Origin of the sequence: Rhodoplanes sp. P11, from assembly GCF_964266735.1 — a bacterium.
Classification (GTDB): Bacteria; Pseudomonadota; Alphaproteobacteria; order Rhizobiales; family Xanthobacteraceae; genus Rhodoplanes; species Rhodoplanes serenus.
Genome location: NZ_CAXWGY010000017.1, coordinates 33,975 through 56,479, shown reverse-complemented (window position 1 = coordinate 56,479; position 22,505 = coordinate 33,975). Strand labels below are relative to the sequence as shown.

Annotated in this window: 17 protein-coding genes; 8 read left to right on the top strand and 9 right to left on the bottom strand. The window is 71.9% G+C overall.

Going from position 1 to position 22,505, the window contains the following annotated elements; all coding sequences use genetic code 11:
* The first annotated feature begins 243 nt into the window (after positions 1-243).
* The 4 genes from ACFQUV_RS14840 (at position 244) to ACFQUV_RS14825 (ending at position 7,787) form a co-directional block, all read left to right on the top strand.
* On the top strand, positions 244-1,869 hold the full coding sequence (locus ACFQUV_RS14840) for a B12-binding domain-containing radical SAM protein (protein WP_129607852.1): 1,626 nt from the start codon (positions 244-246) through the stop codon (positions 1,867-1,869).
* A gap of 153 nt (positions 1,870-2,022) precedes the next feature.
* Positions 2,023-3,765 (top strand): hypothetical protein, encoded by a 1,743-nt coding sequence (locus ACFQUV_RS14835; protein WP_244601464.1) that lies wholly within the window; start codon positions 2,023-2,025, stop codon positions 3,763-3,765.
* A 216-nt stretch (positions 3,766-3,981) separates the two neighbouring features.
* Positions 3,982-6,114: an AsmA family protein gene (locus ACFQUV_RS14830; RefSeq protein WP_378395143.1), complete on the top strand. Its 2,133-nt coding sequence runs from the start codon at positions 3,982-3,984 to the stop codon at positions 6,112-6,114.
* Between the two features lie 161 nt (positions 6,115-6,275).
* Entirely contained in the window at positions 6,276-7,787 is a 1,512-nt protein-coding gene (locus tag ACFQUV_RS14825) for a malonyl-CoA synthase (protein ID WP_129609115.1), read from the top strand.
* A gap of 71 nt (positions 7,788-7,858) precedes the next feature.
* Here the strand turns inward: ACFQUV_RS14825 and bla are convergent, their stop codons facing one another.
* Positions 7,859-8,749, bottom strand: coding sequence for a class A beta-lactamase (gene bla, locus ACFQUV_RS14820; RefSeq protein WP_129609116.1), 891 nt, complete (start codon positions 8,747-8,749; stop codon positions 7,859-7,861).
* Between the two features lie 162 nt (positions 8,750-8,911).
* On the opposite strand from bla, the gene ACFQUV_RS14815 reads away from it, so the two are divergent.
* Positions 8,912-9,820 (top strand): LysR family transcriptional regulator, encoded by a 909-nt coding sequence (locus ACFQUV_RS14815; RefSeq protein ID WP_129609117.1) that lies wholly within the window; start codon positions 8,912-8,914, stop codon positions 9,818-9,820.
* Between the two features lie 19 nt (positions 9,821-9,839).
* Here ACFQUV_RS14815 and ACFQUV_RS14810 read toward each other — a convergent pair whose 3' ends face one another.
* On the bottom strand, positions 9,840-10,541 hold the full coding sequence (locus tag ACFQUV_RS14810) for an SDR family NAD(P)-dependent oxidoreductase (RefSeq protein ID WP_129609118.1): 702 nt from the start codon (positions 10,539-10,541) through the stop codon (positions 9,840-9,842).
* A gap of 245 nt (positions 10,542-10,786) precedes the next feature.
* On the opposite strand from ACFQUV_RS14810, the gene ACFQUV_RS14805 reads away from it, so the two are divergent.
* From ACFQUV_RS14805 to ACFQUV_RS14795, 3 genes are all read left to right on the top strand, one after another.
* Complete coding sequence (locus tag ACFQUV_RS14805; RefSeq protein WP_371851707.1) at positions 10,787-11,869, top strand: ABC transporter ATP-binding protein; 1,083 nt, start codon at positions 10,787-10,789, stop codon at positions 11,867-11,869.
* 98 nt (positions 11,870-11,967) lie between these two features.
* Positions 11,968-12,849 carry an ABC transporter permease gene (locus tag ACFQUV_RS14800; protein WP_244601585.1) on the top strand — a complete coding sequence of 294 codons (882 nt, stop codon included), beginning with the start codon at positions 11,968-11,970 and terminating at the stop codon, positions 12,847-12,849.
* 1 nt (position 12,850) lies between these two features.
* On the top strand, positions 12,851-13,648 hold the full coding sequence (locus ACFQUV_RS14795) for an ABC transporter permease (RefSeq protein ID WP_129609121.1): 798 nt from the start codon (positions 12,851-12,853) through the stop codon (positions 13,646-13,648).
* Positions 13,649-13,881: 233 nt separating this feature from the next.
* Here the strand turns inward: ACFQUV_RS14795 and ACFQUV_RS14790 are convergent, their stop codons facing one another.
* The 7 genes from ACFQUV_RS14790 to ACFQUV_RS14760 all read right to left on the bottom strand — a co-directional run bounded on the left by ACFQUV_RS14790 (position 13,882) and on the right by ACFQUV_RS14760 (position 22,365).
* On the bottom strand, positions 13,882-14,133 hold the full coding sequence (locus tag ACFQUV_RS14790) for a hypothetical protein (protein WP_129609122.1): 252 nt from the start codon (positions 14,131-14,133) through the stop codon (positions 13,882-13,884).
* Positions 14,134-14,351: 218 nt separating this feature from the next.
* Entirely contained in the window at positions 14,352-16,400 is a 2,049-nt protein-coding gene (locus ACFQUV_RS14785) for an AsmA family protein (protein WP_165363884.1), read from the bottom strand.
* Between the two features lie 362 nt (positions 16,401-16,762).
* Positions 16,763-17,416, bottom strand: coding sequence for a 3-oxoacid CoA-transferase subunit B (locus ACFQUV_RS14780; RefSeq protein ID WP_129609124.1), 654 nt, complete (start codon positions 17,414-17,416; stop codon positions 16,763-16,765).
* Positions 17,416-18,150: a CoA transferase subunit A gene (locus ACFQUV_RS14775; RefSeq protein ID WP_129609125.1), complete on the bottom strand. Its 735-nt coding sequence runs from the start codon at positions 18,148-18,150 to the stop codon at positions 17,416-17,418. The genes ACFQUV_RS14780 and ACFQUV_RS14775 overlap by 1 nt, the downstream gene beginning before the upstream one ends.
* A gap of 196 nt (positions 18,151-18,346) precedes the next feature.
* Entirely contained in the window at positions 18,347-20,080 is a 1,734-nt protein-coding gene (locus ACFQUV_RS14770) for an iron ABC transporter permease (RefSeq protein ID WP_244601581.1), read from the bottom strand.
* Between the two features lie 122 nt (positions 20,081-20,202).
* A complete protein-coding gene (locus ACFQUV_RS14765) occupies positions 20,203-21,240 on the bottom strand; it encodes a Fe(3+) ABC transporter substrate-binding protein (protein WP_129609126.1) in 1,038 nt (345 codons plus the stop codon).
* A 264-nt stretch (positions 21,241-21,504) separates the two neighbouring features.
* Positions 21,505-22,365, bottom strand: coding sequence for a DUF1194 domain-containing protein (locus tag ACFQUV_RS14760; RefSeq protein WP_244601582.1), 861 nt, complete (start codon positions 22,363-22,365; stop codon positions 21,505-21,507).
* Positions 22,366-22,505 lie beyond the last annotated feature (140 nt).

Sequence of the window (22,505 nt, the reverse complement as noted above, 5' to 3'; positions counted from 1 at the left end):
TAGTTACCTCCCCTTGCAATCTCAATACACCCGCGCTCGCACGCTTCCTGGGCTCGCCCGTCCCGGCACGCACCCCCTCTGCCGGCCCGCGGCATCGTGACCACCCGCCGGGCGCCGTGGCCCGCCCGTACGGCCAAAAAACCGCCCAGCTTGACAGGTCTTTCCGTGGTCTCGCACGTTGTCACAGCACGGACGCGACCCCGACCCCCGAAACACCCCCGCGTCGCGCCGCAGGACTTGGGAATGCCGATCGTTCATTCGGAAGCCACACGCGCGGACGCCACACGCGCGGCAGGAGACGACGGCGCCCGCCGCATCCTCTGCGTCTGCCCGCGCTACACCTCGTCGTTCGGCATGTTCGAGCATGCCTATCCGCTCACCGACGGCGTCCGCGCCCTGATGCCGCCGCAGGGCCTCCTGGTGATCGCCGCGGCGCTGCCGCCCGGCTGGCAGGTCCGCTTCGTCGACGAGAACATCCGCCCCGCGACCCGCGAGGAGTTCGAATGGGCCGAGGTGGTGTTCGTCACCGGCATGCACGCCCAGCGCCGGCAGATCGAGACCATCTGCCACCGCGCCCACCGGCTCGACCGCACCACGGTGCTGGGCGGCTCCTCGGTGTCGGCCTGCCCGGAGAACTATCCGGAGTTCGACTATCTGCATGTCGGCGAGCTCGGCGATGCGACGGACGAGCTGTTCGCCCGGCTCGCCCGCGACCCGACCCGTCCCGAGCGGCAGATCGTGCTGACCACCCGCGAGCGGCGCGAGCTGACCGACTTCCCGTTGCCCGCCTACGAGCTGGCCGAGCTGCGGCGCTATCTCACCGGCAGCATCCAGTACTCCTCGGGCTGCCCCTATAGCTGCGAGTTCTGCGACATCCCGGCCCTCTACGGCCGCAACCCGCGCCTCAAGACGCCCGCCCAGGTGACGGCCGAGCTCGACAAGCTGCTCGCCTGCGGCCTCACCGGGCCGGTCTACTTCGTCGACGACAACTTCATCGGCAACCGCCGCGCCGCGCGCGAGCTGCTGCCGGCGCTGATCGCCTGGCAGAAGGCGCGCCGTTATCCCTTCATCTTCTCGTGCGAGGCGACCCTCAACATCGCCAAGCGGCCCGAGATCCTGGCGCTGATGCGCGAGGCGATGTTCGAGACGGTGTTCTGCGGCATCGAGACCCCCGAGCCCGAGGCGCTCGAGGCGATGTCCAAGGACCACAACATGATGGTGCCGCCGCTGGAGGCGGTCGCGACGCTCAATCGCCACGGCCTCGAGGTGGTGTCCGGCATCATCCTCGGCCTCGACACCGACACGCCGGAGACCGGCCCGCGCCTCGTCGACTTCATCGAGCGGTCGCGCATCCCGATGCTGACCATCAACCTGCTCCAGGCGCTGCCACGCACGCCGCTGTGGGACCGGCTGGAGAAGGCGGGGCGCCTGATCGACGACGACGAGCGCGAATCCAACGTCGACTTCGTCATGCCCTACGACGAGGTGCTCGCCATGTGGCGCGCCTGCATGGCGCAGGCCTTCGCACCGGCCGCCGTGCTGGCGCGCTACCGTCATCAGCTCGATCACACCTATCCGAACCGGCTGCGGGTGCCGTGGCGGCAGCGGCATGTGCCGTGGCGTGACGTCGTCCGCGGCCTGCGCATGCTGCGCGCCGTGCTGTGGGAGGTCGGCGTCAAGGCCGACTATCGCGGCGAGTTCTGGAAGGTCGCCCGTGCCTGCCTGCGGCGCGGCCAGATCGAGCACCTGATCCGGATCGGCGTCATGGCGCATCATCTGGTGATGTCGGCTCGCGATGCCGCGGAAGGGCGCCAGAAGGCGTCGCACTACTCGGCCCGCCCGCAGGAGGTGCCGGTGCCGGCCGAGTAGACGGTTTACCTCGCGACGGTCCCGGCCCGACACGTGCGGGCGCGCCCGCGCCTTCATTCACATGACGACCCGCAAGTCCGACGCGCGTGGATGGCCGGGTCGAGCCCGGCAGGACGAGCGACCGTCGATGCCGCGTTGTTCAGGATACTGCCTTTGCCTGCCATCGATCTGATCAAGGCCGCCGCCGCGGCACTCACCGCCAAGAAGACCGGCCCCACCCTCTACGACCTGTGCGATCCGCTGCTGCGCGGGCGCGGCCCCGGCGACGCCCATCTGCGCACCTTCTACAAGACCGCGGTGGCCAACGTCGCGCTGCGCCCGCTCCTCGGCCGCGCCGGCCTGCCGGCGCTCGCCGATCCCGACCGCTTCGCCGCCCTGCAAGGGGCGATCCGCTCGGCCCGCGACGACGACCGTCCCGACTGGGCCGCCATCGGCCGCGAGGTCGCGCCGCTGATCGACGCCGCCCCGCAACAGCATCCGCGTCGGCCGCGGCTGGCCGCGGTCGCCCCGATGCCGTCGACCGCCGAGATCGATCGGGTGCTGCGCGGCTGCGCCAGCCACCTGCTCGGCGCCTTCGGCCGCAACAAGGGCTTCCTCCCGGCCTGGGCGGCCTTCAACCTGGTCGGCGATCCCGACTTCCACGGCCGCGATCTGGTCACCGCGCTGACCGGCCTTCAGGCGCGCACCTACAAGAACGCCACGCTGGTGTTCAACCTGGCGCGCGCCTTCATCCTGCCCAATGCGCCGATCGCCGGCCTGCTGAACCCGCCATGGACCGGCTTCGCCGAGCCGATGTGGGAGCCGGTGCAGATCCGCCACCGTTCCGCCTATTACGACGCCTTCTTCGCCGAAGCGCTGATGGACTATGTCGGCACCGGCCTCGCCGCCGGCGACGAGGCCGCCCAGGCCCGGAGCGCGGTCGCCGCCATGGTCGACTTCTGCCTGCGGACCAGCCGCGAGACGGTGAAGCACCCGGTCGACGGCACGCCCTTCGACGTGGTCACCGCGCTGGTGCCGCCGCCCCACGCCCGCATGAGCGGGTTCTTCTGGCGGCTGAAGAGCGATCTCGGCTTCGGCACCTACGTGCCGGACTGTGACACGACCGCCTGCGCGCTGTCGGCCGCCACCCAGTTCGGCTCGCTCGACCCGATGCTGGACCAGCCATTCCTCGACTTCTACGCCGGCTACCAGGTGCGGCCCGGCAGCAACCGGCCGCCGCCCTCGGTCGACATCAACACGCCACTCGATTTCCAGGGCGGCATCGTCACCTGGATCGAGAGCGCCGGCGGCGACCGCCCGTTCGGCAACGACCTCGACCCCACCCTCAATCTCGACGTCCTGGAGGCGGCATTCCGCAATCATGCCCGCTGGGGCATCGTCGAGACCGAGCAGCGCCGCGACGTCGTCCGCGGCATCGTGGCGTTCCACGACCGCCTGATCGGCTCCGGCCTGTTCGCCGATCCGCGCGCCCACATCTATTATCTGCCGGAGCTGTACGCGGCCTATTTCGGCCGCTGCCATGCGGCGTTCCGGGCGCTGCCGGCGGATGTGCGTGCCACCGTCGATCCCGACGACCGCTTCGCCCGCATGCGCGAGACCGTGCTGGCCTATGTGCTCGACGATCTCGCGGCCCACGAGATGAACCCGTTCGACGCCGCACTCGCCCTCCTCGCCATGGCCAAGCTCGGCGCCAAGCCGGCGCGCTTCGCGCCGGCGCTCGACGTGCTGGTCAGGAGCTTCGGCGAGGGCGGCCGGCACGGCCCGTATCGCGCCTACGAGTGGAACAAGATGAAGACGCCGACCCGCATCCTGGTCGGCGGCCCGGAGGTGACCTCGGCGTTCGTGCTGTCGGCGCTCTGCCACGCCCGGACTAGCCTTCGCGGCGACCGGGCCTGAGAGCCCGGTCCGGGCCACCCTGCCGTGGTGGCCCTGCCGTCGCGGCCGTCGCGGGACGGCCGCATTCGCTCGCCAAGTTGTGCACGCCGGCCGTCTCGCATGGAAACGGCCGGGCCGAAAGTGATACAGATCACATCAGTCGATCGATCCCCATTCTATTTGAATCCGTCGTTTCTCCGAGTTCGATGCGCCGTCCCGGCGCAGGAGGCACCGGACATGGTCCCGAGGAAGATCGCGGCCCTGGCGGCGGCGGCGGTGCTGATCGTGATCGCGCTCGCCGCCCTCCATGGCATCCCGGCCGCCGGGCTGATCGACAGGTTCGGCCGTGACGCCCTCGCCCGCCACGACCTCGCGCTCGACGTCGCCGGCGACGCCCGCCTGACCCTGTGGCCGTCCACCGGGCTGACCCTCGCGGACGTGCGCCTGCGCGACGCCGTCGGCTCCGACGAGATCGCCCGCATCGATCGCGTCCAGGCGGCCATCGGGCTCGGCGACCTGTGGGGCGGCCGGCTGCGCATCGCCGAGCTGACGCTGACCCGACCGGTCCTGCGCACCGATCCGCTGTTCGCCCGGGCGGCACGCGCCGCCGCCCAGCGCAAGACCCGCGGCCTCGGCGGCGCCAACGAGAGCCTGCTGCCGGAGGATGCGCCGGTCTCGGTCGGGACGCTCGTGCTCGACAACGGCACCGTGGTGGTGCGCGACGGCGGCGAGACCGCCGAGATCCGCGTCGACCAGCTCCGGGCCGCCTCGCTGCCGGCCGCCGGCGGCCGCTCCAACCTGCATCTTGACGCCCGTCTCGGCACCGCGACGGTGCGCCTCACCGCCGCCGCCGACGCCCCCTCCCGCCTCGCCGAAGGCCGCGCCGTCCCGATCGAGGCGACCATCGAGGCGCCGCGCCTGTTCCGCACTCCGGCGACGCTCAGCGCCAGCCTGACCAGCGCCGGCCCGGTGCTCAAGCTCGACAGCCTCAACGGCCTCGTCGACCAGGGCCGGCTGCGTGGTGCCGTGTCGGTGTCGTTCGCCGGGGCGAAGCCGTTCGTCGACGGCAGCCTCGAATCCGAGCGCCTCGACCTCACCGGCCTCGTCGACGCCGTCGCCGGCTCCGCCGCGACGCCCGCGGCGGGGCCCCGCGGAACGCCGGCCGCCCCCGCGACCTCACCGTGGAGCGACACGCCGCTGAACCTGTTCGGGCTGCGGCTCGTCGACGCCAATCTCACGCTGTCGGCCCGCGAGCTGGCGATCGACAAGGTGAAGATCGCGCCCGCCACCGTGGAGGCGACGCTGCTCGACGGCAGCCTGACCGCCAAGCTCTCGCCCTCCGGCCTCTATGGCGGCCAGGCGAGCGGCGAGGCGACGCTGGACCGCAGCCGCGACGAGCCCACCCTCGGGCTGCGCACCAGCTTCGCCCAGGTGGCCGCCCTGCCGCTCCTGCGCGACGCCGCCGCCTTCGAGTATGTCGAGGGCCGCGCCCGCGGCAGCCTGGATGTGCGCGGACAGGGCATGAGCCCGCGCCGCATCGTCGCCAGCCTGACGGGCCGCGGCGATCTCATGCTGGAGGACGGCGCCATCCGCGGCATCGACATGCCCGCCATGGTCCGCTCGGTGCTCGACGCCATCCTGTCGGGCTGGCAGGACAAGGGCTCCGGCCAGACTCGCTTCTCCACCTTCAAGGCGAGCTTCACGGTGGACGGCGGCGTCGCCCGCACCACCGACGTCGCCTTCGCGGGCCCCTACATGGTGATGAGTGCCGCCGGCAACATCGACCTGCGCGACCGCACCCTCGACCTGCGGGCCGACCCGCGCCTCGTCTCGGCGCCGGAGACGCCCGGGCAGCGCCCCGGCGTCTGGGGCATCGGGGTGCCGGTGGCGATCCAGGGGCCGTGGTCGGCGCCGCGCATCTATGCCGATACCCCGAACGTCCTCGCCAACCCGGACGGCGCCCTCAAGGCGTTGCGCGACGCGATCGGCGGCGGCGGCCAGCTCGGCAAGGTGATCGAGGGGCTGAAGGGCCTGGCGCCCGCCCCCGGCGGCGAGCCGCCGCGCGAGCCCGGTGCCCTCGCGGACGACATCCTGCGCGCCCTCAAGGGCGAGACCCCGGCCCCCGCGGCCCGCGACGCCCCGGCGGGTCGCGACACCATCACGCCGCCCGCTCGGCCGGCGGTGCCGCCTCCGGCCGCCGCGGCGGCACCGCCGCGCGAGAGCACGGCCCCGCGTCCCGCGCCGAGCCCGAGCCCGCCCCCGTCTGGCCCGATCACCCGCGAGACCCGCCCGAAGCCACCGCCGGAGCCGACCGTGCGCGAGCTGGAGCAGGGCGCCCGCGAGTTTCTCCGCGACCTCCTCGGCCGATAGGCCGCGAGACAGCGGCACGAGACGGCAGACGGTGCCGCGGTATGGCCGGCTGCGTGGAGCCATCGGCCCATCGCCGAGCCCCTTGAACTCGGCCCGCCCGGCATGGGAGGGGAGGAGGCGATCGTCGTCCCTCCCCCCGTCAGCAAGCTTGGGTCCACGCCATGTCCGGAAGCCTGTTCGCCCTCGTCCGCAGCCGCATTCCCTCGGTCGGCAAGACCCTGATCGAGACGCCGGCCGGCGAGACCCTGACCTATGCGGACATGCTGGCCCGCACCGGGCGGCTCGCCAACGCCCTGGTGAAGCGCGGCGTCGCCCCCGGCGACCGGGTCGCCGTGCAGGTCGAGAAGTCGCCCGACAACCTGATGCTGTTCCTGGCGGTGGCGCGCGCCGGCGCCGTCTACCTGCCGCTCAACACCGCCTACACGACCCACGAGGTGGACTATTTCGTCGGCGACGCCGAGCCGCGCCTGGTGGTCTGCGACCCGGCCCGGCGCGACGCGCTCGCCGCAGTCGCCGAGGCCCACGGCGCCACGCTCGACACCCTGGCGGCCGACGGCAGCGGCTCACTGACCGAGCTGGCCGCGGCGCTGCCCGAGGCGTTCGACGACGTCGGCCGCACCGACGACGACCTCGCCTGCATCCTCTACACGTCGGGCACCACCGGGCGCTCCAAGGGCGCCATGCTGACCCACCGCAATCTCGCCTCCAACGCCGACACGCTGGTCGACTACTGGCGCTTCGGCGAGACCGACGTGCTCTTGCACGCGCTGCCGCTCTACCACACCCACGGCCTGTTCACCGCCGCGCTGGTGGTGATGCTGGCCGGCGGCAGCATGCTGTTCCTGCCGAAGTTCGACGCCGACCAGGTGATGGCCCTGATGCCGCGCGCCACCACCATGATGGGGGTGCCGACCTTCTACACGCGGCTGCTCCAGCATCCCGGCCTCACCCGCGAGGCGACCGCCCACATGCGGCTGTTCACGGCGGGCTCGGCGCCGCTGCTCGCCGAGACGCACGACGCCTTCAAGGCGAAGACCGGCCACGCCATCCTCGAACGCTACGGCATGACCGAGACCGGCATGAACACCTCGAATCCCTACGACGGCGACCGCCTCGCCGGAACGGTCGGCTTTCCGCTGCCGGGCGTCACGGTGCGGGTCGCCGATCCGGCGAACGGCGAGCTGCTCGGCCCCGACGAGATCGGCGTCCTCGAGGTGAAGGGGCCGAACGTGTTCGCCGGCTACTGGCGGATGCCGGAGAAGACCAAGGAGGAGTTCCGCGCCGACGGCTTCTTCATCACCGGCGACGTCGGCAAGATCGACGCCCGTGGCTACGTCCACATCGTCGGCCGCGCCAAGGACCTGATCATCTCGGGCGGCTTCAACGTGTATCCGAAAGAGGTGGAGAGCGAGATCGACGCGCTTCCGGGCGTCGTCGAATCCGCCGTCATCGGCTGCCCGCATCCCGACTTCGGCGAGGGCGTCACCGCCGTGGTGGTGCGCCAGGCGGGCGCCACCGTGAGCGAGGCCGACATCATGGCGGCGCTCGACGGCCGCCTCGCCAAGTTCAAGCTGCCCAAGCGCGTGCTGTTCGTCTCCGAGCTGCCGCGCAACACCATGGGCAAGGTGCAGAAGAACGTGCTGCGCGAGCAGAACAAGGCGCTGTACGCCTGAACGCTGTACGCCTGAGCGGCGCGCCCGGGCGGCGCGCCGTATCGGCGCGCTCAGGCGCCGCGTCGAGGCGGTCAGGTGCCGAGCGCCGCGACCACCGCGCGGGCGACCGCCGCATGGGCGCCGTTGCGGACGGCCGGCGCCGCCTCGGTCTCGGTCAGATAGACGGCGACCACCACGGGCGGCCGGCCGGGCGGCCAGATCACGCCGACATCGTTGGCGGTGCCGCGGTCGCCGGTGCCGGTCTTGTCGCCGACCCGCCAGCCTTCCGGAACCCCGGCCCGCAGCCGCGCGTCGCCGGTGCGGTTGCCCACCATCCAGGCGACGAGTTTTTCACGCGACCCCGCCGCCAGGGCATCGCCGAGCGCCAGCCGGCGGACGGTCTCCAGCATGGCGGCCGGCGTCGTGGTGTCGCGCGGATCGCCCGGCACCGACTCGTTGAGGAACGGCTCGATGCGGTCGAGCCGCGTCGCCGGATCGCCGAGCGAGCGGGCGAAGTCGGTGAGGCCGGCCGGCCCGCCGATGGCCTCGAGCAGCAGGTTGCCGGCGGTGTTGTCGCTCAGCACCATCGCGGCCTCGCACAGCGCCGCGAGCGTCATCTCCTCGCCGGCATGCCGCTCGGTGACCGGCGAGTAGGTGACGAGCCCGTCACGCGGCGGGATCGCCACCCGGCGATCGAGCCGCTCCTGCCCGGCGTCGACCCGGGCCAGCACGGCAGCGGCGGCGACGAGCTTGAAGGTCGAGCAGAGCGGAAACCGCTCGTCCTCGCGATGGCCGGCCCGCAGGCCCGAGCCGGTGTCGCGCACCGCGACGCCGAGGCGGCCGCCGCTCTCCCGCTCGATGCGAGCGAAGGCGGCCGCGAGGGTCTCAGCCGACGGCGGGGCGGCCCGCAGCACGGCGGGTGCGAAGACGGCCGCAGTGGCGGCGAGGCCGGCGGACACGGCGAAGCGACGGCGGGTGATCATCGGGGGCTCCCCTGGAGTTGCGGAGACCAGAAAGCCGCGGCCCGTGGCTGTTGACAAAGGATGGATTTTCGCACGAGTCATGAGAAAATCTCGATCCGCTCCCGCCCGCACGTCCGCACCTCCGGGCGGGCGGGTCCCGACTTCCCTCGCCCCCGGCGGCCCATGACGGTCTCGCACATCTCCCTCAACGCGCTGCGGGCCTTCGAGGCCGCCGCCCGCCATCTCAGCTTCACCCGGGCCGGGCTGGAGCTGCGCGTGAGCCAAGCGGCGGTGAGCCATCAGGTCCGCGGCCTCGAGGAAATCTTGGGGGTTCGGCTGTTCCGTCGGCTGCCGCGGGGGCTCGCCCTCACCGACGAGGGGCTGGCCCTGGTGCCGGTGCTGGCCGACGCCTTCGGCCGCATCCGCGCCACCCTCGACCAGTTCGAGGACGGCCATGTGCGCGAGGCCGTCACGGTCGGCGCCGTCGGCACCTTCGCGACCGGCTGGCTGCTGCCGAACCTGAAGGGGTTCGCCGAGGCGCATCCCTATGTCGACCTGCGCCTGTTCACCAACAACAATCGCGTCGACCTCGCCGGCGAAGGGCTCGACTGCGCGATCCGCTTCGGCGACGGCTCGTGGCACGGCACCGACGCCACCTTCCTGTGCCGGGCGCCGCTGGCGCCGGTCTGCGCCCCGGCGGTGGCGGATCGCCTGCGCGACCCCGCCGACCTCGCCCGCGAGACGCTGCTGCGCTCCTATCGCAGCGACGAGTGGCCGCGCTGGTTCGCGGCCGCCGGCGCGCCCTGCCCGGCGCTGCGCGGCCCGGTGTTCGACTCCTCGGTCACCATGGCGGCGGCGGCCGCCCAGGGGATCGGCGTCGCGCTTCTGCCGGTCGCGATGTTCGCCGACGCGCTGCGCCAGGACCGGCTGGTGCGGCCGTTCGCCGCCGAGGTCGATCTCGGCGCCTACTGGCTCACCGCGCTCAAGTCGAAGGCGGCCACGGCCGGCCTGACGGCGTTCGTGCAGTGGCTGACGCGGCGCGTCGCCGCCGATCTTCCCGACGAGGCGGCCGGCGCGAGCCCGCCACCCTGAGAGTCCGTTTGGGCGCCGCTCACGCCTTGCCGTAGACCGGGACGACGGCGCCGCGGGTGACGCGGTTCTCCGGCGAGGCGAGGAACAGGATGGTGGCCGCCACCTCCTCGACCTTCGGCCACGCCGAGAGGTCGGCCTTCGGCATGTCCTGGCGATTGGCCGGGGTGTCCATGATGGAGGGCGCCACGGCGTTGACCAGCACGCCCTCCTTGGCGACCTCCTCGGCGAGTGCCACCGTCAGGGCCGCGACGGCGGCCTTGGCTGCGGCGTACACCGCCATGCCGGCGCCGGTGCGCCATTCGAGCGCCGGCCGCGCCGCCACGTTGACGATGCGGCCGCCGTTCCGCCCGCGCGAGAAGGCGCGCAGCGCCGCCTGGCAACACAGCGCGCAGGTGACCAGGTTGATCTCGATCTGACGATGCAGCACCGCGGCGTCGAGGTCGCGCAGCGGGCCGAACGCGAAGCCGCCGGCCAGATGGATCGAGGCCCACAAGGGGGGCAGGCGCTCGTACAGGCGATCGACCGCCTCGGCCTCGGCGAGATCGACGCCCGGATGGATCAACACCCTGGTGCTCTCGCGCAGCGCTGCCGGAATCGTCCCGCCGTCGCCCGTGGTGGGAACGTGACAGACCGCGCCCGCCTCCAGCAGTGCCGCCACCACCCCGCCGCCGAGCGCTCCGGCGCCTCCCGTGACCACGACATGACGTCCGTTGAAGTCCATTCCCGGTCTCCTTCTCGGGCGCCGCCGCGCCCGCCCCGCCCACCTGGCGGCGGCGCGTCACCATGGGGGATTCTCGCGCCGGCGTCATCGCCCGGCCCGCCCGTCCCCAGGCCGGCGGCGGCGAGAAATTTCCGGTTGATCGCCACGCCCGCCGCCTCTACGGGGACCACGATCAGCTCTCTCGCCGCCGGGACCGCGCCATGCCCCCTGACCCTGCTCCTCCGCCCGACCCCGACCCACGACCGATGGTGCGGTTCGACGCCGTGACGCGGCGCTTCGCCGACGTCACCGCGGTCGACCGGCTCAGCCTCGACATCCGCGAGGGCGAGTTCTTCGCGCTGCTCGGCCCCTCGGGCTGCGGCAAGTCGACCCTGCTGCGCATGCTGGCCGGCTTCGAGCGGCCCGACGCGGGGCGCATCCTTCTGGCCGGCGAGGACATCGTCCCGGTGCCGCCCTATCGCCGGCCGGTCAACATGATGTTCCAGAGCTACGCGCTGTTCCCCCACCTCACGGTGGCCGGCAACATCGCCTTCGGCCTCAAGCAGGAGCGGCTGCCCAAGGCGGAGATCGAGACGCGCGTCGCCGAGATGCTGCGCCTCGCCCGCCTCGAAGGGCTCGGCGGCCGCAAGCCGCACCAGCTCTCCGGCGGCCAGCGCCAGCGGGTCGCGCTCGCCCGGGCGCTGGCCAAGCACCCCAAGGTGCTGCTGCTCGACGAGCCGCTGGCCGCCCTCGACAAGAAGCTGCGCGAGGAGACGCAGTTCGAGCTGATGGAGCTTCAAGATCGGCTCGGCACCACCTTCGTGATCGTGACCCACGACCAGGAAGAGGCGATGACGGTGGCGGACCGCATCGCCGTGATGAACCAGGGCCATGTCGTCCAGGTCGGCACGCCGTCGGAGATCTACGAGCAGCCGCGCTCGCGCTGGGTCGCCGGCTTCATCGGCGACGTCAACCTGATCGAAGGCGAGCTGGTCTCGGCCGGTCCGGACGGTGCGGTGGTGCAGGATCGGGCCGGACGCCGCTTCCTGGCCGAGGCGGCGTCCTTCTCCGCGGCGCCGGGCGGCACCGTGGCGCTGGCGGTGCGCCCCGAGAAATTCCGCGTGTCGACGACGCCGCCGGCCGACGCCACCGTCAACGGCCTGTCGGGCCGGGTGGTGGACATCGGCTATCTGGGCGACCTGTCGATCTACAAGGTGCGGCTCGACGACGGCACGCTGGTGAAGGCGTCGGTCACCAACATCCGCCGTCACGCCGCCCGCGAGATCGACTGGGAGGATGCGGTGTGGCTGTCGTTCGCCCCCGAGGCCGCCGTGGTGCTGGGCGAATGAGCGCAGCGGAGCCGTCGATGACCGAAGAGTCCCCCGCGTTGCCCCACGCATCGCCGACCGCATCGCCCGACCCGTCGCCGCGCCGGTCCGCCGGCGAGATGCTGATCGTCGCCCTTCCCTATCTGTGGCTGATCGCCTTCTTCGTGGTGCCGTTCCTGATCGTCGCCAAGATCAGCCTGTCGCAAACCGCGATCGCGCAGCCACCCTACACGCCGGTGCTCGACCTCGCGGCCGGGCTCGACGGCCTCGCCGCCTTCGTGCGCGAGCTGTCGACCTCGACCTATGCGCTGCTGGCGAGCGACGATCTCTACTGGCTGTCCTACCTGAAGAGCCTGCGGGTCGCCGTGGTGTCGACCGCGATCCTGCTGGTGATCGGCGTGCCGATCGCCCATGCGATGGCGCGGGCGCCGGCGCGGCTCCAGCCGCTGCTGGTGATGCTGGTGATGCTGCCGTTCTGGACCGCGTTCCTGATCCGCATCTATGCCTGGATGACGATCCTTCAGCGCGACGGCCTGCTCAACGGGCTGCTGCACACGCTCGGCCTGATCGATCAGCCGATCACCTGGCTGGCCACCGACACCGCCGTGCACATCGGCATCGTCTACTCGTACCTGCCCTTCATGGTGCTGCCGCTCTATGCGAGCTTCCAGAAGCTCGACGAGAGCCTGATCGAAGCGGCCGCCGATCTCGGCTGCCCGCGCTGGAAGGCGTTCTGGCTGGTGATGCTGCCGCAGGTGGTGCCCGGCATCGCGGCCGGCTCGCTCTTGTGCCTGATCCCGATCACCGGCGAGTTCGTCATCCCGGACCTGCTCGGCGGCTCCGACACCATGATGATCGGCCAGACGCTGTGGTCGGAGTTCTTCGCCAACAAGGATTGGCCGGTGGCCTCCGCCATCGCGGTGGTGCTCCTGGTGCTTCTGGTCGGACCGATCGCCGCCTACGAGGCCCTGCAATCGCGCGCCATGGACGGGAGGCGCTGAGATGGGCCGCCGGCTGTCCGCATTCAACCTGGTTTCGCTCGCCCTCGGGCTGGCGTTCCTGTATCTGCCGATCCTGATCCTGGTGATCTACTCGTTCAACGACTCGCGGCTCGTCACCGTCTGGGGCGGCTTCTCGACCCGCTGGTACGTGCAGCTCGCCGAGGATCACGCGCTCCAGGAGGCGGCGCTGACGTCGCTCGGCATCGCGGTCGCATCGGCGACGCTCGCCACCGTGCTGGGGACGCTGGCGGCACTGGCGCTGACCCGGCTCGGCCGCTTCCGCGGCCGGCTGCCGTTCTCGGCGATGATCTACGCGCCACTGGTGATGCCGGAGGTGATCACCGGCCTGTCGCTGCTGCTGCTGTTCGTCGCGGTCGAGCTCGACCGCGGCTTCCTCACCGTGACGATCGCCCACACGACACTCACCATGTGCTTCGTCGCCGTGGTGGTGCAGTCGCGCCTCGGCAGCTTCGACAGCAGCCTGGAGGAGGCCGCCCAGGATCTCGGCTGCCCGCCGCTGAAGACCTTCCTCACCGTCACCCTGCCGGTGATCGCGCCCGCCATCGTGGCCGGCTTCCTGCTCGCCTTCTCGCTGTCGCTCGACGACGTGGTGCTGGCGAGCTTCACCACCGGGCCGGGCGCCACCACGCTGCCGATCCGCATCTACTCGGACGTCCGCCTCGGTGTGAAGCCGGAGATCAACGCGGTGTGCACCATCTTCATCGCGGTGATCGCCGTGGTGGTGATCCTCGCTTCGCTGGTCACCCGCCTCGGCGAGCGCCACGGCGCCGCGGGCTGACCTCAGGGCCCGTTTGGACACTCCGGCGTAGCCCCGTCGGAGTGTCCAGACGGTCGTTCCTGCTGTTTCCGGGTGATCAGTTGGCCGTCATTCCGGGGCGCGGCGAAGCCGCGAACCCGGAATCCAGCGACACACTCCATCCAGCGGCGAACTCAGAGCTCGCGGCTGGATTCCGGGCTCGGCGCTGCACGCCGCCCCGGAATGACCACCGAATGGACCAGCCGGATCTCGGATCACTCGCTGCTCTGGCCGGGCGGACGGAGGATGTAGATCAAGGCCCACAGCGGCACGATGATCACGGCACCGAGCAGCAGGTTGGGCACCACCACGGCGGCGGCCTGCCGGACCAGCTCGGCGAGGCGCTCGGGCGAGATGCCGAGCTCGCCCGCGAGCGTCTCCAGCGTGATGCCGAAATGGGCCAGGATGGTGCCGACGATCAGCGAGGCGACCGCGATCTTCACCACGGTGTGCAGCACTCTCCACATCGCCTGCGCTCCCGCGGCCGCGCGGGCGGTCCGGTCGGAGGGAACCCCGGATGCGCTGCGGCCTGGCTCTCGTGCTCGTTCGATCGGCGGCGAACCGCTGGCCGCGCCACCGGCGGCCGCGGCAGGCGGCCGCTGATTCGCGGCGGGCCATCATACAGCAAGGCAGGGAGTCGAACGGCCCGACCGGGCCGCACCGGACCACCGGGCCGGCAGGCCGATCAGCGGGTCGGGACCTCGGCGGCGTGCTCCGGGGCCGGCTCCGGCGTCGCCGAGACCGGGGCCGGATCGGCGGCCGGACCGGCCACCGGCGGCGTGGGAGCCGATTCCGGCGCCGGATCGGCCGACGGCATGCCGAAGCGGCGCAGCGCCGCGGCCCCGTCGGGTCCGCCGAGCCGCTCGATCGCCGAGCGCATGGCATCGCGGGCGCGCTTGTCCGACACCGCGTCGAGCAGCGGCGCCGCCGCGCCCGAGCGGCGGATCAGCGCCTGGGTGTCGGGCAGCATGATCGGATCGTCCCAGCTCCCCTGGACGAAGAAGGGCAGCTCGAAGGCGGGCGGCTGGTCGGCCGCCGCCAGCAGGCTGGCGGTGCCGGTGAGATCGAGTTCGCGGGCCGGCACCGAGGCGGTGCCGCCGACCGCGAGCCGGACCTTGGCGCCGTCGAACCGCACCTCCTCCGCATAGGCGGTGCCCTGGGCGATGCGCAGCACCACCGCCAGGCTGTCGAACGGGGTGCGGCCGCTGCGGAAATCGGCACTGCCGGCGAGCGGGCGGCGCTCCAGCCGGCGCAGCAGCTGCTCCACATTGACGCCGACCAGGCCGCCATTCGACGCCTTCAGCGAGACGCGGCCGGCGAGCGTGCGGGTGAGGCCGAGCACGCTGGTGCCGCTGCCCTCCACCGCGAACGAGATGTCGCCCTTGCCCTCCAGCCGGCGGACGCCGATCAGGTCGGACAGGCAGGCGTCGAGATCGACATTGACGAAGGAGAGCTGCGAGCGCAGGTCGGCGCCGGCCGGCACGCGGGCGAGCGCCACCGAGCCGCTGACCAGGCCGTTGAACGCCTGGCTCTCGCCGACGGTGACGACCAGCCGGCCGTCGCGCAGCGTGGCGGCGACGGCGGTGCGGCCGAGCCGGGTCTGTGGTGTCAGCACCCGGGCGGCCGACACCCGCAGATCGAGATCCATGTCGTCGAACCAGTCGAGGTCGAACGGCTTGCGGTTCCAGTCGCGCGCGTCGGAGCCCAGCAGGCGGATCGCCGACAGGTACGGGGTGAGATCGAGGGCGTCGACCGCCAACGTCCCCTGCAAGGTCGAGCGGCCGCGCTGGGCATAGGTGAGCACGCCTTCTGCGGCATTGCCGTCGAGCTCGATGTTGAGATTGGAGAAGGCGACGCTGCCGCTGACCGCATTGGTGCGCGCCTTGAGGGCGAAGCGGCCGAGCCCGACGCCGTAGAGCGGCCGTCCCGTCATCCAGCTCATGGCGGCGCGCAGCGACGGTGCGTCGGCCGCCAGCGTGCCGTCGATCTTGAGGGTCGGCCGGACCCCCATGGTGCCCTCGAAGGCGGCCTTCAGCGGGGTGCCGCCGATCCGCAGCTTGAGCCCGGAGGTCTCGCCGGCCAGCGCGGCGCGGAAGTCGCTGATCGCCAGCGAGACGTCGAGCGGCTCGTCCCGCCAGGTGACCCGGCCGGTGGCCGCGAAGCTCTTGGCGATGGACGGCCAGGCGAGCGACAGCGCGACGCCCTCCAGCACCTCGGAGGTGTCGCGCCCGGCCTCCTGGAGCACGACGACGCCGTCGGCGATGCGGATCTCGGAGAACGACAGGGTGCGCCGGTCGGGCTCCGGCCCGGGTCGCAGCGTGCGGGCGAGCGTCTCCAGCAGCGGCGACCAGTTGGAGCGGCCGTCGGCGCCGACGCGGACCGTGATGTGCGGCCGCACCAGGGCGACGTCGGCGATCTCGATGCGGCCGGCGAGCAGCGGCAGCCAGCGCAGGTTGGCGACCAGTGCGTCGGCCACGAAAGGCTGCTCGTCGACCGCGAAACCGGCCAGCGCCACGTCGCCGAGGCTGACGCGGGGCGACGGGAACATCGACAGGGTCGAGGCGCCGCGCACGCTCGGCTGGAGCCCGGTGACGGCCCGCACCTCCGCCGTGACGGCATCGCGGGCCACCTCGACCGAGACCAGATAGGAGGCGAGCCCCAGCAGGACGAGCCCGCCGGCAGCCACCGCGACGACGGCGGCGGCGAGACGCTTGAATCCGGCGGGAGCACTCACGGGACGGCGCATCCAGTCACGGGCTTGGGGCCGGCAGACGGCCGGCGGACGAGCCCGGACCCTGCGCGATCTTCATGACCCTTTCGTGGCCGCAAGATTCGGTTCGTCAAGGGTTTTCTCGTGCAATCGGGACCCCGTAGGCGGGCCGCTCGCGCCTCCTGCCGCACGCGGCGTCGTCGCCGGGCCCGACCCGGACGCGCACCCGCGTGACGAGCCCGGATGCGCGGGCAGCCCGCGCATGACGGCTCCCGGGCATGGCACGCGACCGGCGCCTGCCATCCCGCTTGCGGAGACCCGGTTGGGGAGAGAGGTGAGACGCCGGCAGCGCCTGCGCTCACACGGCTCCCCTCACCGGCCAGCCCTCACGCGGCCTGCGCCACCGCGACCTTGAAGCTCGCCTCGGTGTTGGCCTCGATCTCGTCGAGCGACACGCCGTCGGCGATCTCGATCAGGGTCATGCCACCGGGGCCGTGCTTGTCGATGGTGAAGACGCCGAGATCGGTGATCACCATGTCGACCACATTGGCGCCGGTGAGCGGCAGGTTGCAGCGCTTCAGGAGCTTCGGCCCGTCCTTGGCGACGTGCTCCATCACCACCACGACCTTCTTGACCCCGGCAACCAGGTCCATGGCGCCCCCCATCCCCTTCACCATCTTGCCGGGGATCATCCAGTTGGCGAGGTCGCCGTTCTCGGCCACCTGCATGGCGCCGAGGATCGACAGGTCGATATGGCCGCCGCGGATCATCGCGAAGGAGTCGGCGGACGAGAAGTAGCTGGTCGTCGGCAGCTCGGTGATGGTCTGCTTGCCGGCGTTGATGAGGTCGGCGTCCTCGTCGCCCTCCAGCGGGAACGGCCCCATGCCGAGCATGCCGTTCTCGCTCTGGAGCTGCACCTTGACGCCGGGCGGAATGTAGTTCGACACCAGGGTCGGGATGCCGATGCCGAGATTGACGTAGAAGCCGTCACGCAGCTCCCGGGCGGCGCGCGCCGCCATCTGATCACGAGTCCAGGCCATCACACCTCCTCCCCGGCGCCGGCGGGCACTTCCATCTCGCCGCGCTTGCGCGTGGTCCGCTGCTCGATATGCTTCTCGGCGTGCACCTGCACGAGGCGCTGCACGTAGATGCCGGGCGTGACGATGCGGTCGGGATCGAGCGAGCCGGGCTCGACCAGATGCTCCACCTCGGCGATCGTGATCTTGCCGGCGGTCGCCATCATCGGGTTGAAGTTGCGCGCCGTCTTTCGATAGATCAGGTTGCCTTCGCTGTCGCCCATCCAGGCATGGACCAGCGAAATGTCGGCGACCAGGCCGGTCTCCATCACATACTTCTCGCCACCGAACTCGCGCACCTCCTTGCCGTCGGCGATCACGGTGCCCACCCCGGTCTTGGTGTAGAAGGCCGGAATGCCGGCGCCACCGGCGCGGATGCGCTCGGCCAGCGTGCCCTGCGGATTGAACTCGAGCTCCAGCTCGCCGGAGAGGAACTGCTGGGCGAACAGCTTGTTCTCGCCCACATAGGACGAGATCATCTTGCGGATCTGGCGGCTCTCCAGAAGGATGCCGAGGCCGATCCCGTCGACGCCGGCATTGTTGGAGATCACCGTCAGGTTCTTGGCGCCCGACTCGCGGACCGCCAGGATCAGGCTCTCCGGGATGCCGCACAGGCCGAAGCCGCCCGACATGATGGTCATCCCGTCCTGGATCAGCCCCGCCAGGGCCGAGGAGGGGTCCTTGTAGACTTTCCTCATGGTCCCACCGCCGTTTGCTGCACCGTCGTCCCTCGCTTTTGGAAGCACCTTCTCGTTCTAAAGTAGCATGGCCGTATCGTTCTATGTCACGGTCCGTCAAGTGACGTGACGACCCCGGCACTGGCGCACGCCCCGCCGCGCGCGGCGCGCGTGGCGGCCGGACGTCGCAGGACCGCGGACGATTGACGGCGGAATGCTACGCGAGCGGCGGCTTCGGGTCGAGATCGTCGGCGAGGCGCACCATCCGGATCACCGGCAGGAGGCCGACCAGGACGATCAGCAGGGCGGCGAGCGCCCCCTCCTCGAAGCTGCCGCGGGCGGCGAACTGGTACACATAGGTCGCCAGCGTCTCGACATTCAGGGGTCGCAGCAGCAGCGTGGCGGGCAATTCCTTGAGGCTGTCGACGAAGACCAGGAGCGCCGCGCCGAACAGCGCCGGCCGGGTCAGCGGCAGATGGATGGCGCGCACCACCCGGCCGGGCCGCACCCCGACCGAGGCGGCGGCGTCGTCGAGCTCGACCGGCAGGCGGGCGAGCCCGGCCTGGGCGAAGCCGGTGGCCACCGCCAGGAACCTGATCACATAGGCGATCACCACGGCGGCACCGGAGCCGGCGAGCAGCAGCCCCGGCCCGTGGCCGGTGACGGCCCGCACCACGCCGCCGATCGCCTCGTCGACCGCCACCAGGGGCCCGAGCAGGCCGAGCGCCAGCACGGTGCCGGGCACCGCGTAGCCGAGCCCGGCGAGGCCGAGCAGCGCGGTCGCGCGCCGGCGACGCACCAGCCGGGCCGCGAAAGCGGCGCCGAAGCCGAGCGCCAGAGTGAGGACGGCAGCGGCCCCCGCGAGCATGACGGTCGAGCCGGCATGACGGACGAGATCCGGGTCGAAGCCGACCACCAGGCCGCGGGCGATCACCTCGTGCAGCAGGAAGCCGAACGGCACCAGGAAGCCGAGCGCCACCGGCACCAGGCAGGCGGCGAGCGCCGCCAGCCCGCGGGCGCCGGCGAGCCGGGTGCGGCCGCACAGCCGGACGTCGGTTCCGCCCGCCGCGACGCTGCGGTGGCGCCGCGCGTGGCGCTCCAGCGCGATCAGCGCCGCCACCACGATCAGCATGACGCAGGCGATCTGGGCGGCGCCGGCGAGGCTGCCGCGGTTGAGCCAGGTGGTGAACACCGTCAGCGTCAGGGTGCGGACGCCGAGATACTCGCTGGCGCCGATGTCGTTGAGCGCTTCCATCAGCACCAGAGCGAGGCCGGCCGCGAGCGCCGGGCGCGCCATCGGCAGCGTGATGACGCGAGCGATCCGGAAGGCGCCGGCGCCGAGCAGGCGCGCCGCCTCGACCAGCACGGCGCTGCGCGCCTGCAACGAGGCCCGCATGGCGAGATAGACATAGGGGTAGAGCACCAGGCTCATCACCACGACGGCGCCGCCGAGCGAGCGCATCTCGGGCAGCAGCGAGCCGGCCGGGGCCTCGATCCCGAGCAGCCAGCGCAGTCCCGTCTGCACCGGCCCGAGCGCGTCGAGCGTGTCGGCATACACATAGGCGACAATGTAGGTCGGGAAGGCGAGCGGCAGCGGCAAGAGCCACACCAGCACGCCACGCCCGGGAAAATCGTAGAGCGCCACCAGCCAGGCGGTGCCGACGCCGATCACCGTGGTGAGCGCCGCAATGCCGGCGAGCAGCGCCAGCGTGGTGACGAGGGCGTCGGGCAGCACATAGGCGGCGAGATGCGCCCACAGGTCGGGATCGCCGCGCAGCGCGATGGCGACGAGGCTCGCCAGCGGCGTCACCACCAGGGCCGCGACGGCGACGACGAGCCCCCAGGCGAGCGGATGGCGCGGACGGAGCCGACGAAGCGCGCGCGGGGCGAGCCCCGCGGCACGAAGCGCCGGCGGCGAGCCGCCGGCAGCGCGGCCCATCGTCTCGATCACGCCGCCCTCGTGCCCCGCCGTGCGCCGAGCCTCCGGCCCGCGGCCCGACGCCGCGCCGACACGAGGATGGCCGGGGCGAGCCCGGCCATGACGAGGTGCGAGACCGAGGGCCGGCGGCGGTGTCAGTTGTCGAACCCCACCTTGTCGACCAGGGTCGCGGCCTTCTTCTTGTTGGCCGCGATGGTGGCGACCGGCAGCGGATCGGCGGTCAGCTCGCCATAGGCCGCAATGGTCGGATGCGGCGGAATGCTGGCCCGGATCGGGTACTCGAAATTGATGTCGGCGTAGATCTTCTGCGCCTTCTCACCGACCAGCCACTCGATCAGCGTGACGGCGTTCGTCTTGTTGGGCGCGTGCTTGGCGAGGACGACCCCGGAGATGTTCATGTGGGTGCCGTGGCCCTGGAAGGTCGGCAGGATCACCTTGGTGGCCTCCGCCCACGGCTTTTTGTCGGGCTCGCGCTCGTTCATCAGCGCCCAGTAGTAGGTGTTGCCGAGGCCGATGTCGCACTTGCCGGCAGCGATGTCGCGCGCCACCTCGCGGTCGCCGCCCGACGGCTTCTGCGCCAGGTTGGCCTTGAGACCGGCGAGCCACGCCTCGGCCTTCTGGTCGCCGTGATGCGCCACATAGGCGGCGAACAGCGCGTTGTTGTAGATGTTCTGTCCGGAGCGGATGCAGATGCGGCCCTTCCACTTGGGATCGGCCAGCTCCTCGTAGGTGATCTCGCTCTCGGTCACCCGCTGGCGCGCGGCGTAGATCACGCGGGCGCGCGCCGACACGGCGTACCAGAGGCCGCCCGGATCGCGGTATTGCGCCGGCACCGCCTTGTCGAGCACGTCGGACTTGAGCGGCTGGGCGATGCCGAGGTCGACCGCCTCCTTGAGCCGGCCGATATCCACCGTCAGCAGCACATCGGCCGGGCTATTGGCGCCCTCGGTGGCGATCCGCTGCTCCAGGCCGGCGCTCGCCGAGATGGTGTTGACCTTGATGCCGGTCTCCTTGGTGAACGCCTCGAACAGCGGGGCGACCAGCTTGGCTTCGCGATAGGTGTAGACATTCACCTCGCCCGCCTGGGCGAGGCTCGCGGCCGGCGCGGCGGCGGTGCAGGCGATCACGAGGGCCAGCAGGCGACCGGATCGGCAGGACGGGGCACGCAGCATCGAAAGCTCCTGTCAGGTCGCGGGTCAAAGTCCGCGACTGCCCGGACAGGTAGGGGAGCGGGGTCCCGGCCGTCAACAATTTCGCGCTTGTAATCAATAAGTTAGAAGCCTTCTAGGGAGCCCCGAGTCTGGAACCGTTCGAAGGTTCGCCGGAATTCCGCTGTGCGATCACCGGGCCGCGCCACAGCAGGCCCACCACGGGCATCGGCCCGCGGCGCCACGCCGCGGGCGCTGCGAGACCCGCCACCCCTCTCGCCGGGTAGATCAAGGCGACGCATCACCGGTCGACAGCATGAGGGCCGCGCGGGTCGGCGGCGGCGTCCCGGCGATCTCGGCGACGAGCTTACCGATCAGCGCCTGGCCGAACGACTCGAAGTTCTGTGCCGTCATCACGAAGGCGCCCGGCCCGCCGATCACGTTGGCCCGATAGTAGGCGTCGAGGCCGCCGGCCGGGTTGGTGTGCTCGGCGTTCCACGACAGCGGCTGCTCGGTGAGGATGACGAGGCCGTTGATGGTGATGCCGCGCCCGACCGCCTCGTCCCGGGCGAGCGCGACGTCGCGGCCGGAATTGTTGGTGCCGTCGCCCGACACGTCGATGGTGCGGCGCCGCGCCTGGAACGGAGCACGATCGAGCTGCGCCACCGCGAAATCGATGCCGCCCGAGATCGAGGTGCGGTCCGCGAAGGCGCGCGGGCTCTCCACCAGCTGGGCCGCGAAGCGGCCGGCGCTGTCGGCGTCGCGGATCACCGCCCAGTCCACCACGACCTTCTGGTTGCCCGCCCCCGACCACTCGATATAGGCGACCGCGATGCGCCCCAGCGTGCCGCCGGCGATCGCGGCCAGCACCCGCGGATCGGTCAGGGCGGCCGCGTAGCCGTCGCGCTGGAGCTGGAACTTGGGTCCGTCGACGCTGCGCGAGACGTCGGCGGCGAGCGCGAGCAGCAGGTCGACCTCCTCGCCGGCGGACTGCTGCACCGGCTGCGGTGCCGGCACCCGCGGCTCCTCGGCCCACCCGGCGGCCGGACCACCGATCCACAGCGCCGCCACCGCGCCGAGGACCGCCCGCCGGATGCCGCGCATGGAGATGCCGAGCCACGAGATGCCGAGCAACGAGATGCCGCGCATCGCCGCCTCCGCTCCCCGCCGGCGTGCTGGGCCGCGCCGACCTCGAAGCAGGCTCGGAGCGGTCCGCGCGGGGGCTCGTGGACCGGCCGTCCCGCGCGGCCTCGCGGCCGGGTCGTCCGCATGCAGCAGCATAACGCAGG